Genomic DNA, 14,340 nt, shown 5'->3' on the forward strand with positions numbered 1-14,340 from the left:
AAAACTAAATTTCATTACTATTAAATAGCATTTCGATTTTTAGCCCTTCAGGCCCATCAATAAAAACCTGATGCTCTAGCAGCTCAGGCACTGAGCGCTCAAAATAAATGACTCCTGTTTGATCTAAACGATTCTTAAATACTTGATAACCTAAGCTGCGAATTGCAATATGATCTACAACACCTCGGCCTTGCATTTTGGTATTAACCGCTGATAAATAACGCTGCTGTGCTTTATTTCCAGCAGCATTGACTAAGTGGACCAACGCAATATTATCGGTGCCATATAGCCAACTACCTTCAAACGAAAAAGGCGGGCGGTACCCTTGCGTCAATCCAATTGAGCTGATAAAAAAGTGACGCATAGCTTGATAGTCAGCACTTGAAATTAATACATGATCTAATCGCATTCGTTTTCTCTTGTCGTTTTTAATACAATCAGTTTAATTGTTTATAATAATTTGATAATTGAGTTAATATTAAAAAGACTATTCATAAAAGCTGAATATAAAGGTGAGGGTTAATGACTAAAATTGATGATATGCAGCTTTTTGTTCATGTAGTGAGATCCGCAGGACTTGCGGCAGCAGGACGAAAAATAGGTTTATCGCCAGCGAGCATGACGGCACGAATTAATCAGCTCGAAAACCACTATCAAACACGTTTATTGATCCGTAATACCCGTAGCATTAAGTTAACTGATGCAGGTGAGCGATTTTATCAGGGCTGTTTAAGAGTGATTGCTGAAGTTGATGCCACAGAGCAGAGCATCACAATCAGTGACAACGAGCTCTCAGGCAGCCTAAAAATCACTGCCCCTTCTGATTTTGGTAAGCAGTTTGTTGCCCCTGCACTATCAAAATTTGTTGCCCTTAATCCGCAAGTAAAACCACATCTTCATTTAACGGATGGCTTAATCAACTTAGTTGAAGAAGGTATTGATGTCGCTATCCGCTTTGGTAACTTACCAGACAGTAATTTAATCAGCCGTAAGATCAAACCCAATAAACGGGTGCTATGCGCCTCAGCTGATTACATAGAACAACATGGGCAACCTTTATCACCGAGTGATTTAGCTGATCATCGATGCCTAGTGATGGAACGATTTGGCCAGCCGATGAATGACTGGCATTTTAAAAACACAATAATACGTGTTCCTGTCGCCATGAGTAGCTGTGATGGTTCAGTTATCAGGCAATGGGCTATTGATGGAGCCGGCATTGCACTTAAATCATTGGTCGATATTAGTATTGATTTAGCTAACGGAGGCTTAGTAACTATATTAGATGAGCATATTCTGGGGTTTAGTAATAAAGATAAAGAACAGATTGGTTTACAGTTTGTCTATCCGTCTCGTAAATTTCAGCCGAAGCAAGCTGTGGCCTTTATGGACTTTTTACAGCAACAGTTAATATAAAAAAACCTTGAGAGCCTGCGCTCTCAAGGTTTTAATTTTGAGGCTATACGATACTTACAAAAGTTAAGCTGTACCACCAACCGTTAGGTTATCAATTTTAAGGCTTGGCTGACCCACGCCAACAGGAACACTTTGACCGTCTTTACCACATACGCCTACGCCTTTATCTAGCGCTAAATCGTTACCTACCATCGAGATTTGTTGCATTACCTCTGGGCCGTTACCAATTAAAGTTGCGCCTTTAATTGGTTGTGTGATTTTGCCATTTTCGATCAAGTACGCTTCTGAGGCACTAAATACAAACTTACCTGAAGTAATATCTACTTGGCCGCCACCAAAGTTTGGTGCAAAGATACCCTTTTTAACAGTACTGATTATATCTGCTTGGCTGTGCTCGCCGCCTAACATGTAGGTGTTGGTCATACGTGGCATAGGTAAATGGGCGTATGATTCACGACGCGCATTACCTGTTGGGTTTACTCCCATCAAACGTGCATTTAGCTTGTCTTGCATATACCCTTTTAAAATACCGTTTTCAATCAGTACATTGTAAGCCGCTGGTGTGCCTTCATCATCTACGTTAAGTGAACCACGGCGATCGGCTATAGTGCCATCATCTACCACAGTACATAACTCAGATGCGACTTTCTCACCTACTTTACCGCTAAATGCTGATGCACCTTTACGGTTAAAATCACCTTCTAAACCATGGCCAACAGCTTCGTGTAGTAATACGCCAGGCCAGCCTGCACCAAGTACCACTTCCATACTACCAGCGGGTGCATCAATGGCTTCTAGGTTTACTTTTGCTTGGCGAACAGCTTCTTCTGCGTATTCCATCCAACGTGGTTTGCCATCGACTAACTCTTTAAAATAACCATAATCTAAACGTGCGCCGCCACCTGCGCCACCGCGTTCACGTCGACCCTCTTTTTCAAGTAGTACTGAGCAGTTTAAGCGGATCAATGGGCGAATATCAGTAGCAAATGTACCATCGCTTGCGGCAATCAATATCTCTTCATAGACGGCTGACATTGAGCTAATCACTTGCTCTGCATCTGGGGCTAGTTCGCGAATATAATTTTCAAGCTCACGTAACAAACTTACTTTGTCGTTATCGCTCATACTTTGAATTGGCTGTAATGGTGCAAACTGCTGCTTGGCTTTTACATCACTAAAGACTTGAATTGCTTTACTCTCACCCGCCTCGGCGATACTACGCGCAGCTGTAGCGGCTTTGTTAAGCGCCTCAAGATTGATTGCATCTGAGTACGAAAAGCCTGTTTTTTCACCACTTACAGCGCGCACACCGACACCGCGCTCAACGTTGTATGAGCCTTCTTTAACTAAGCCATCTTCCAGTACCCATGATTCATGGTGACTAGATTGAAAATAAAGATCAGCGTAATCAACATTATGCTGATGAATAAAACCAAGCGTTTTTTCGAGTTCTTCTCGATTTAGCTGGCTGTCGTGTAATAAATGCTGTTCAACCGTATTCATAATAAATGCTCTCTAAATCGTTGGTGAGATTGCACGGGCATATCTCGACGAATGGCATGTAATTGGTTCAAATCTGGCTGGCAGCCAATAAACCCTATGCCATTTGCAAGCTCACTGAGGACGTCGCCCCAAGGAGAAATAATAATGCTGTGGCCGTATGTTGCGCGGCCATTTTCATGTTGCCCTGCTTGTGCAGCGGCAATTACATAACTTTGTGTTTCAATCGCTCTGGCCTTTAATAAAGGTTGCCAATGCGCTTCGCCAGTGACCGTAGTAAATGCACTAGGCACTAAAATAACTTCAGCCCCTTGACGTTGCAATGCACTAAATAAACCACTGAATCTAAGATCATAACATACTGTGAGGCCGATTTTACCAAATGGAGAATCAACCACGACCACGTTTTCACCTGCTTGTGTGAAGTTTGATTCTCGGTATGAACCCGTGCCATCGGCCACATCAACATCAAATAAATGAATTTTGTTGTACTGCGCTAACACCTCGCCACTGCTATTAAATAGTAGCGATGTTGCAAAATAGCGATCATTGTTAGCACTGATCGGTAATGTGCCTGCTGCTAACCAAATATCATGTAAACGACACAAAGCACTTAATTGCTGTTGATAATAATCACTTTGCTTTGCTACGGCTAATGCATCTTGGCCACTTTTGCCAAACACTAAAAAGCTCTCAGGTAAACACACCAGTAATGGCCGTGTTTTAGGGAGCTTTAAAAGTAGTTGTTTAAGTTGATTGATATTCTCATCTGCACACACGCCTGAGCACATCTGCATAGCAACTATCATTGGTTGCATAATAAAACTCTCATTGAGTGGCTGTCACTGCGGCGTCTTTGAGTGTTAACTCATGAGACTTTTGCGCTGCTTGTGGCTGATTTTGTGCAGCTTGCGGAATAGTTACTTCGCGACTTTTACGATCAACTTCCTGTACAACAGGATCGCTCATACTGCCGCTAACTTTAAAATTTATTTCCGAGATAACCCGCGCAGAATGAAGTACTTTGTCAATCGCCAACGCAGCTAAACCGGTAACAGGGTTTACCATCCACGCAACTATCACGGGAATACTTGAGGTTACTTGCGGGGCAACCGCTAGGTCATAATCAATTTCCATGGTATTAAGGTTAGTGTGGCCCTTAATGGTTAAATCTGCGGGTACACCATCCATTTTAGTGTCTTGTGTATAAGCAATGCCTTTGTCCAACTGCATAGTGCCTTGCATGCTGTTATAGAAAAATCCCTTTGAAAAAACATCTCTAAAGTCGAGCTTAAGCTTACGCACCAATGAATCTAGGCTCAGTAATGAAAACACCCGCGCTCCACCATCACTGACTTCAGCTAAATGACCTTCGCCTAATTGCCAATCTAAATCCCCTGATAAACTGGGTATATCAAATTGATAAGGCGCATCTTGCCACGCTAAATCAAATTTAATATCTGCGGTTGAGTCTTTAACTGTGGTGGTTATATCAAATTCATCAAATAACTCACCTATGTCAGTACTTTGCATATTGCCATTAAACTGTGTGAGCCCATTTTTCCATTCGCCTTTTGCGCGTAAAATATGCTTACTTTTATCAACAACTAATTCTGATACCGTTAGTTTTTGCCCATCACCATAAAACGATGCGCTCACTTTATCTAGTTGGTAGCTTGCCACTTTACAGTCTGCGCACTCAAATTCTATTGCGGGTAAATCGTTCAACCATGTATAGTTTTCAGGAATTGTTGATATATTGGAGTTGTCATTTGAAGGCGTAAAGTTAACTCTTAAATAATCAGTAGCAATATGGATAGGACGACTTAATTGCCCTAAAGGAATAAACACCTGCGAGCGTAATTCTTTGGCGTTCAGCTTTAAACTTAAGTCGTTATCAACAGGCGCTAAACGCATTTCGAAATCATTAAATGCAATATCCGCGATCGTTAATTGCTGCACCTTGCCAACCACTTCGCTGAGGGGAGGAAGTACTCCTTGAGCATCAGATGCTGTTTGGTTAATGCTCACTATTTGTTTAATTAAACCAAGCCATGGCAGCAGATCGGTTTGATCTAAATTGATCGCTACCGTTAAGTTTTCACGGTTCAAACCTAAATCTTGTGCCCCTAAAATTAAATGAGCATTGCTGAGTTGGCCAGTGTCGTTGGCTAAAATTCCATTAAAGTACACGTTTTTATTGATATTAGCAGTGATCAAGTTTGAAATATTATCGCCTTGAATAACGGCGCTAAGTGGCCAAACTTGCTCTGCATTTTTGGTATAAGGTGCAGGTAATTCACTTTTGAGCCCTTTAAGTTGAGAGCTCACGTTGGCATGATAATTAAAACCATCAGCTAAAAAATTAAGCCCTATATTTATAGCAACTTCACTTTCGCCACTTAAATAATCTTTTAAAAGACCTTGCCCGTGCTTAATCAAGGTGTGTGCGTTTAATTGTGCTTTAATGTCCACATCACCACGGTAGCTATCTTTGATACTTTTACCATCAAAGTTAACCTTAAGCGGCATACCTAACCACGTTGCTTCGGCATTTTTTAAGCTTATATGGTCATCATTAAAATACAGTTTGCCTGTTACTTGCTCTAATTGTACGCCTGGTTGCGCTAAATAAACGGGGAGTTTGCTTAAGTTAACAACCCCTTTGGCATTTACATTCAGGTCATTTAAATCAACCAACAACTCTATATCCGCACTCGCTTCACCTTGGCCTTGGATCACTTCAAATACATTTGCCAGAGGAGCTGCAATGGGGGTGGCTTTAAAAAAAGGTAATAGTTTTTTTACATCTGCTTGCTTGTTAATTTTAACATTAAGAATGTCTGCATCCATTAGATCTGCAATACTCACATGCACTGCATTACCCACGGCTAAATTAACAAGTTCACCTTGTTGAGAGTAAATATCCATACGTTCATTTTCAAAATGCAGCTTTGCGCTACCTTTTGTCACTGCAGGCCAATTAGGCGCAAATTGATAATGTGCTTGTTCAACTTGGGCTAACACTTCAAACTGCCCTGAATTATCAGCAAACGGGAAACCTGTTAATGGCCCTGAAAACAACACTTGCGCTTGTGGTATTTCTCCCCCTTTAATCGCACCAGTTAAATAATCAACTAAACTATTGGTCATAACTGGGAGTGGGAAGTAATGACTTACAATACTCGCGTTAGGAACGAATGCTTCGGCGTATAAATCAAGCCTAGGTTGCCCCCCTAAGCTAAGCTTCATTTCAGCGGCAATTGTTGCCTCATCATTATCAAGCCAAATATTATCACTGCTTATCTGCCAGCCTTGCTCACTGCTGGCCAAATCAATTTGCATATTGAGCTGATTATATTTTATTGGATGACTAAACGTATCGCCGGTGAGTAATTGGTTATGCTCGCCAAATAAGTTAATACGCCCATAGTCTTGATTTAACAATCCATCAATACGTAAATCTTGCGCGCCTGGAATACCTTGCTTAGCAAGCCAGCCTAGCCGCTGCGCCTCAAACCATAATTGCCATTGCTCAGGAGACGAATATTGAAAGTAAGCGTAATCAACTTGCCCACTTGGTTGAAGGTTGATAAGTTGATCAAGGACTGCAAAGTTGCTTAATTGAGCCAGTTTTGAAACCAAGTCAAAATCAAGTTGCTGTATCCAAAACTGCTTTTGTTTTTTATCTAGCTGCGCTTCAAATTGAAAATCAGGCCAATATTGCTGATCATTTTTAATGCCTAAACCCGTACTTTTTAAACGCCAACCTTGCTGAAATGGATAAAGGTGAAACCCCCCTTCACTTAAGCTAAATTGGTGATTTTTTGTATCTTGCTGCCAATTAATATAGCTGGGTAGCCATTTAACGGTGACATCTTTAATTAAGCCTTTTTCAATACTCACCCAAGACTCTAAATTAATATCTGAATTGAGCTGCTCTTTACTAGCATTAATATATTGCGCAAGCCACTTAGAAACATCAACATTGCCAGCTTGTATATAAACATCACCAGCCATGCTTTCTAAAGTAGTGCCAACGAGCGCTAAACGCGCATCAAACGTGCCAACCGAAATCCCCGGCAAAGCCAAAGTACCACTTCCTAGATGCTGTTCAGGTTCGTTCTGCCAAACAATATTTTCAAGAATTAAACGGCGATCTTTACCATCTCCCAGCATAAAATTAAGACTGCTATTCTCTACAGCAAAATGCCCGGTTTCACCTAGGAATAAACCTTCAATTAGTTCTTTTTGCTCAAAAGATACATCCGTACTTTTTGAATCCAACATGCTCGGTATATTAACATTGGCATGAAAGCCGTTAATTACAAAGTAGCTGGATTTTAATTGCTGCGTTTTGATGGTTTCCCATACATTTAACTCAAAGCTTGCTTTGGCAATCGTCAATGCTATAGGTGATGTTTGATTATCTTCAAAGGAAATTTCTTCCAATACAATAGAGGGTCCTTTGCCATGCCAACTCGCTGAGATAGCGCCAATTGACAGATTAACGGCAAACTTTTCATAAAGGTAATTTTCTAAGTCACCTTTATAATCATTAGCGTACGGGAGTGTATATTTTAATACGGACACAATAACGGCCAGCAGCACCAATGTTATAGCACAGGCTTGCCATAACTTACGGATACAAAAAAAACAGGCCGTCTTTGCTTTCATTACATCATAACCACATCAAACTGCTCTTGACTATAGAGGCTTTCGGTTTGAATGCTTACTTGCTTGCCAATAAATAATTCAAGCTCTGCAAGGTTATGATATTCATCATTAATCAAGGCCTCACTCACAGCTGGTGCTGCATAAACCATAAATTTGTCTGCTGCATATGCTCTGTTCACACGTACAATTTCACGCAGTATTTCATAGCAAACGGTTTCTACTGTTTTTTGCGAACCTCGTCCTGAACACGCGGGACACACATCACATAAAATATGCTCTAAGCTTTCTCGCGTTCGTTTTCGTGTCATTTCAACTAAACCAAGCGCAGATAAGCCATTAATGTTTGATTTAGCACGATCTTTACCCAGTGCCGACTCCAGTGAATGTAATACGCGGCGTTTGTGATCTTCACTAATCATATCAATAAAATCGATGATGATTATGCCACCTAAATTTCGTAACCTAAGCTGACGAGCTATTGCCGAAGTAGCTTCAACATTAGTATTAAAAATGGTTTCTTCTAAATTCCTGTGACCAACAAAGGCACCTGTATTTACATCAACCGTGGTCATTGCTTCAGTTTGGTCGATAATTAAATACCCACCTGATTTAAGTTCCACTTTACGATGTAGTGCTTTTTGAATTTCGTTTTCAACATCAAATAAATCAAAAATCGGGCGCTCACCTGGGTAGTATTCAAGTACCTCTGAGAGTATCGGTACAAATTCAGCAGTGAAGGCTTTTAGTTCTTCATATGTTAACTTTGAATCAACTCTAATGCGCTCCATGTCCTCACCTACATAATCACGTAAGGTTCTAAATGCGAGAGTTAAGTCTTCATGAAGGATGCTTTCTTTGCTGGTTTTTTTGCGTTTTGCGACTATTTTTTCCCACAATTTTTTTAAAAACTGTGCGTCGTGGCGCAGTTCAGCTTCGTTTGCACCCTCTGCTGCTGTGCGAACAATAAAGCTGCCGTTTTCATCGGAATAATCAGCAACAATATTTTTTAATCGCGCGCGTTCCTCTTCTGTTTCTATGCGCTGACTCACACCCACGTGAGTTGCATCCGGCATAAAAACTAAATAACGCGAAGGAATTGTAATATCTGTGGTTAAACGCGCACCTTTAGTACCCAGTGGATCTTTTACCACTTGCACCATAATGTACTGTCCTTGACGAACTAGCTCACGGATGTCTTGCACTTTTTTTATTGGTTGATCGTCAACGCCTTCTACAATTGAAGCACTATTAACGATATCTGATGCATGTAGAAATGCAGCCTTGTCTAAACCAATATCAACAAATGCGGCTTGCATACCCGGCAATACGCGACTAATTTTACCTAAGTAAATATTACCAACAATCCCTAAGTTACCAATTCGCTCTAGTTGGATCTCTTGTAATACGCCATTTTCTATCAAAGCAACACGACTTTCACTCGGAGTGACGTTGATCAGTAATTCTATACTCATGTTACCTACTTAAGAATTCGCTTAATAATTTTTCGCATTCATATAAAGGTAAGCCTACAACTGCAAAATAGCTACCTGAAATATGCGTTACAAATCGACCACCTAACCCTTGAATACCATAACCACCGGCTTTATCTTGTGGTTCGCCACTTTGCCAGTAATCTTCTAACTCTTGATCTGATAATGTTTTAAAGCTGACCTGTGTTGTTACCACACAACTCATTACTCGCTCTGGCGTAGCAAATGCTATTGCGGTTAGCACCTGATGCTCTCGCCCTGACAAACGCTTTAACGTTGCCATAAAGTCCGCTTTATCCAGTGGTTTACCTAGCGATTGATTGTCGATAACCACGACAGTGTCGCTGCCCAATACAGGGCGATCGGTGTAACCCATAGTCACGCCCGTTTGAGCTTTTAAGCGCGCTAAACGTTCAACCAGCTCACGTGGAGATTCGTTGCTTAACTGGCTTTCGTCGGCATCCACACTAAATTGCGAAAATTCAATGCCTAGCTGAGTTAGCAATTCTTTGCGCCTTGGAGAAGCTGACGCTAAATAAATGGCGGTTTGCATTATCGGATCCTGAAATGACGACGGTATTTACGCAGCAGCAAGAAAATCCATGGCCAACTTAGCATGCCAGTAACCACTGGCCATAAGTATTGCGGATTAAAATACACATCCATTAAAAAGTGATTCAGCCAAAATTGCATTAAATGATAAAGCGTTAAAAATAGCCCAACCAATATTGCTTGCTGCCAAATCGAGAAGTTACGGATTTTTTGAAAATTACTCGCAGTAACAAAAATACAAATTGAGTAAGTGAGTGAGTTTACACCTAATGGCGAGCCTGATGCTAAATCAATTAAGAGTCCCACCACCCAAGCAGTACCAATGTTTAAACGATGCGGAACCGCCAATGACCAGTACATTAAAACGAGTAGAACCCAGTCTGGACGAAATGGTTCAAATGAAAACGGCAACGGCATCAGTGCCATGATCAATGCAAAAAAGATGCTAAAGCCGATAAGTAATGTGTGTCGGCTATTCATCGCTGATAATTTCCTGTTGACTACGCCATAAGATCACTAATAAGCGAATTCGGTCTAGCTGAGCAATTGGCTCCGCGTATACTTGCGCAAACGGACGCCCTTCATCGCGGTTTATCTCTGTCACAACTGCAACAGGATATCCTTCAGGAAACGTGCCACCAAGACCTGATGTTACCAATACATCACCATAACGTACATCTAGGCTATGCGGTACATGGGAGAGTTTTACTGAGTTTATTTTCCCTACACCTTCCACGACAGTGCGCACATCATTGCGTAAAATGCGCACCGGTGTTGCGTGGGTCGTATCTGTCATTAAAAGTACACGAGAGGTTGTTGATCCCACTTTTGTAAGTTGACCTACCACGCCCATTTCGTCAATCACAGCTTGCCCTTCACTAACACCATCAATCGCACCGCGATTGATCACCACTTGGTGACTATATGGGTTTGAATGAACTGACAGTACTTGTGCAATGATTTTACGGTTAGCTTGTTTAGCTGAAGAGCCAAGTAATGCCCGCAGTTTTTGATTTTCTTTGGCTAAAAATTGATATTGCTGAAGTTGTTCACTTTGCAGTAATTGCTTTTGTTTTAATGCTTCGTTTTCGGTTAGTAGTTGATCACGCGTATGCAAGCTTTTAGCACCAAGGCTAAAAACTTCATAGGGTAAATTAGCTAAATACAATAATGGGCTGACTAGCGTATTTAAACTGGTGCGAACCGTGGTGCCGCCTTGTGTATAACGATCGCCTACGATCAGCATGATACTCAACAGCACTGCGACAAAAAGTCGCAGTTGCAAAGAGATGGCACGCCCAAACATTAACTTCATTAGTCGTAGCTAAATACGTCACCACCATGCATATCTATCATCTCAAGTGCCTTACCGCCACCACGTGCTACACACGTTAATGGATCATCAGCAACCACTACCGGAATACCTGTTTCTTCCATTAATAAACGGTCTAAGTCTTTAAGCAGTGCACCACCGCCTGTTAGTACCATACCTTTAGCTGAGATATCTGACGCAAGCTCTGGTGGTGATTGCTCAAGTGCCACCATCACAGCGCTTACAATACCCATTAATGGCTCTTGCAGTGCTTCTAATATTTCGTGCGAGTTAAGCGTAAATGAGCGCGGTACACCTTCAGCAAGGTTACGACCACGCACTTCAATTTCAATCGGTTCATCAGTTTTAAAAGCTGACCCTATTTGATGCTTAATGTTTTCAGCTGTCGCTTCACCAATCAAGCTACCAAAATTACGACGTACATAATTAATGATTGCTTCATCAAACTTATCGCCACCAATACGCACTGATGATGAATACACTACGCCGTTAAGTGAGATAATTGCGACTTCAGTTGTACCGCCACCGATATCAACAACCATTGAACCCGTTGCTTCTGACACAGGTAAACCCGCACCAATTGCAGCCGCCATTGGCTCTTCAATTAAATATACCTCACGCGCACCCGCCCCCATTGCAGATTCACGTATTGCACGTTTTTCTACCTGAGTTGCACCACATGGCACACATATAAGTACACGTGGGCTAGGACGCATAAAATTGTTGTTATGAACTTGCTTAATAAAATGCTGTAACATTTTTTCAGTTACATAAAAGTCAGCAATTACGCCATCCTTCATCGGGCGGATCGCTTTAATATTACCTGGAGTACGACCAAGCATTTGCTTTGCTTCGGTGCCTACTGAGGCAACACTTTTAGGGCCACCAGCGCGTTCTTGACGGATCGCAACAACAGATGGTTCATTAAGGACAATGCCTTCGTCTTTAACATAAATAAGGGTATTGGCTGTACCCAAGTCGATCGATAGATCGTTTGAAAAAATACCACGGAGCTTTTTAAACATGAGGCTGGATGACCTTTGAAAACGTTCTTATGTTAGCTGACTCTACTTTAACATACTGAATTATTTCAGTAATACAAAGCGCAGCTACCTTTGTTAATTGGGTAAAAAGGAAGCATTGCTTCCTTTTTAAATTATTTTTATCGCTCGCGTACTAAGCGAAAACCGATATAATTTGCACGAAAGTCCGGCGCTAAAATCAAACGAGTTGAAGCGCGAGCTAAACTCGGTGCAAAATTCCATGCACCACCTCGAACTGTTACATCCGATTGCTGAGCTGACTTATGAGTCCATTCCCATACATTTCCTACGGTGTCGTAGAGACCAAATGCGTTTGGCGCAAAAGCACCTGTCGGTGATGCACTTTTGTTTGACCATTCACTACCACACCAGCCACAATTGGCTAAATTTTTACCGATTTCATTACCCCATGGGTATTCGGTTTTAGTACCCGCTCGAGCTGCATATTCCCACTCAACCTCATTCGGTAAGCGATATTGTTGGCCTGTTTGACCTGATAACCAATCAGCATATGCTTTAGCATCATTATAGGTTAAGCATACAGCTGGATAATCATTGCCTTGCTCAAAGCCAGGGTTACGCCAATTTAAATTAGCTTCCCAAACTGGCTCACCATTTAAATAATACGCACAGCCACGATTGCGTTCAGCTTCTGTTTTATAACCGCTATTGGTAACAAACTGCTTATACGCACCGACTGATACTTCTTTGCTTTGCATTGCAAATGAGTTGGCTATGGTTTTCTCAACAACAGGACGCTCATTAGCAAGTCCGTTGCCATTGATATCACCCATTTCAAACGTGCCTGCTGGAATAACAACCACAGCCGCACCGGCTGCATTGCCAACCGCTGTAGTCGTAGATGCTGTATTTCGTTGCTCTCGAGTGTATGTCGGTGCAGCAATCGACTCAGGCTTTTTTACCAACTTGGCATGAATGGTTTGCGGTTTACGCAAATCAACACGCACACGATATGATTGGTAACCTTGTTTTCGTACTTCAACATCATGTACGCCACTTGGCAAAGTAGTCGCTAAGCGTGTTGAGCCAAAACTCACACCATCAATAAACACTTCATCATCAAATACATTTGATCGCAGTGTTAGTTCAACCATTCTATTTTTGTTGTTATCAACAACCAATGGATCAACTTTTGGCATCAACATTGGCTTTACTGAGTAGTCTCGAACCGACTGCGTATTTAAACGCGACACTGAAACTACGTCATTATCCTTACTATCACTGAATGTTAACTGACTATCTGAGTAGCTAGTACCGTAACTTGCTTGATAAGGTGTGCTCAGTGGTGTGCCGTACTCAGAACAATAGCGATTATCAACACTTAATAAGTTACATAAACGGCTGCTATTAACATCTCCGCGCATGGTAACACTTAAATTTACGTTGTAATTACCTTGACCACTGAATGCACTATTTACTACATGGCTACTTAATATTTGTACTTGCGCACCAGCCATATTGCGTTTTGGTTCAACCAATCGCTCTTCAGTTAGGTTTGCAAATATTTGATCTACGAAGCGTTTTGTTGCTTTTTGTAAACCCATTTGCTGACCGCGTTGCTCACACGCTGCTAGCGTTTCTGTACGCTTACAGTTGATGGTGTGATTAACTTCTAACGTTCCCTCGCGGGTAAACTCGTTACGCAAGCGCTCTACTCGTGCTGTTGTTAATTGTTCTTTTAAGCTTTCAAGCGTGTTTAGCTGGGTATGTTTAGCTACGCGAATTTGTTCAATATCTTTGCGGTGGGATGCAATTGCCGCCAACTGCATCGCTATATCATCTTTATTTTGTTTATGATCAACCACGGCTTGTTGATAACGTGCTTGTGCGGTACTGATATCAAGCGTTGGATCATCAATTAAACGACGGTACATCTCGTTCATTGCATCAAGTGCTTGGTTCTTTTCTTTATCGAGTGCAGTTGAACGAGTACGCAATAAATCAAGTTGGCTTTGTAACTGACTTTCTTCTTTTAAATGTTTTTCAAGTATCTGTGTAGAGTTATCGTATTCAGCTTGTTTAATACTGATCTCAGATTCAATCCCAGTTACCGTCGCTGTATCTTGTGCAAACGCACTTGATGCAAGCAAACTTGCTGAAATTAACAGAGATAAAGGAGCAATTCGCATATATTCCATTCCCAAAAAGCGGCAATTATTTGGTCATTATTTATTTTTTATAATTAAACTCTTATGCTATGTACTTGCAAGGCAAAACACAAGCTTTGTTCAAAAATTATCTGAGTTTATACCTAATTAGCCTCAAGATGCGAGCTTCAGTTGGAATTAAAAGTGATTTAAACAAGGCA

11 protein-coding genes are annotated in these 14,340 nt (G+C 41.3%); 1 reads left to right on the plus strand and 10 read right to left on the minus strand.

Annotation, left to right across the window (positions count from 1 at the left end):
* Positions 1–4: 4 nt before the first annotated feature.
* Positions 5–409: a hypothetical protein gene (locus tag ACJJVX_RS19305; protein WP_054204831.1), complete on the minus strand. Its 405-nt coding sequence runs from the start codon at positions 407–409 to the stop codon at positions 5–7.
* 113 nt (positions 410–522) lie between these two features.
* Between ACJJVX_RS19305 and ACJJVX_RS19310 the strand changes: the two genes are divergently transcribed.
* A complete protein-coding gene (locus ACJJVX_RS19310; RefSeq protein WP_405633062.1) occupies positions 523–1,416 on the plus strand; it encodes a LysR family transcriptional regulator in 894 nt (297 codons plus the stop codon).
* Between the two features lie 63 nt (positions 1,417–1,479).
* Here the strand turns inward: ACJJVX_RS19310 and tldD are convergent, their stop codons facing one another.
* From tldD to ACJJVX_RS19355, 9 genes are all read right to left on the minus strand, one after another.
* Entirely contained in the window at positions 1,480–2,919 is a 1,440-nt protein-coding gene (gene tldD / locus ACJJVX_RS19315) for a metalloprotease TldD (protein ID WP_054204833.1), read from the minus strand.
* Complete coding sequence (locus ACJJVX_RS19320) at positions 2,916–3,734, minus strand: carbon-nitrogen hydrolase family protein (protein ID WP_405633064.1); 819 nt, start codon at positions 3,732–3,734, stop codon at positions 2,916–2,918. The genes tldD and ACJJVX_RS19320 overlap by 4 nt, the downstream gene beginning before the upstream one ends.
* Positions 3,735–3,744: 10 nt before the next feature.
* Complete coding sequence (locus ACJJVX_RS19325; RefSeq protein ID WP_405633066.1) at positions 3,745–7,593, minus strand: YhdP family protein; 3,849 nt, start codon at positions 7,591–7,593, stop codon at positions 3,745–3,747.
* Positions 7,593–9,065, minus strand: coding sequence for a ribonuclease G (rng, locus tag ACJJVX_RS19330; protein ID WP_054204835.1), 1,473 nt, complete (start codon positions 9,063–9,065; stop codon positions 7,593–7,595). The genes ACJJVX_RS19325 and rng overlap by 1 nt, the downstream gene beginning before the upstream one ends.
* Position 9,066: 1 nt before the next feature.
* Positions 9,067–9,636, minus strand: a complete 570-nt coding sequence (locus tag ACJJVX_RS19335; RefSeq protein ID WP_054204836.1) for a nucleoside triphosphate pyrophosphatase — start codon at positions 9,634–9,636, stop codon at positions 9,067–9,069.
* Positions 9,636–10,115: a rod shape-determining protein MreD gene (gene mreD / locus ACJJVX_RS19340; RefSeq protein WP_054204837.1), complete on the minus strand. Its 480-nt coding sequence runs from the start codon at positions 10,113–10,115 to the stop codon at positions 9,636–9,638. The genes ACJJVX_RS19335 and mreD overlap by 1 nt, the downstream gene beginning before the upstream one ends.
* The gene (gene mreC / locus ACJJVX_RS19345) at positions 10,108–10,950 is read right to left on the minus strand and encodes a rod shape-determining protein MreC (protein WP_170173838.1); all 843 of its coding nucleotides are present in this window, start codon (positions 10,948–10,950) and stop codon (positions 10,108–10,110) included. Before mreC ends, mreD begins: the two co-directional genes overlap by 8 nt.
* On the minus strand, positions 10,950–11,993 hold the full coding sequence (locus ACJJVX_RS19350) for a rod shape-determining protein (RefSeq protein WP_016709506.1): 1,044 nt from the start codon (positions 11,991–11,993) through the stop codon (positions 10,950–10,952). Before ACJJVX_RS19350 ends, mreC begins: the two co-directional genes overlap by 1 nt.
* Positions 11,994–12,130: 137 nt before the next feature.
* The gene (locus ACJJVX_RS19355) at positions 12,131–14,161 is read right to left on the minus strand and encodes a formylglycine-generating enzyme family protein (protein WP_054204838.1); all 2,031 of its coding nucleotides are present in this window, start codon (positions 14,159–14,161) and stop codon (positions 12,131–12,133) included.
* Between the last annotated feature and the right edge of the window lie 179 nt (positions 14,162–14,340).

The sequence above is a fragment of the Pseudoalteromonas sp. Ld20 genome, from assembly GCF_045064175.1.
Lineage (GTDB): Bacteria > Pseudomonadota > Gammaproteobacteria > Enterobacterales > Alteromonadaceae > Pseudoalteromonas > Pseudoalteromonas neustonica.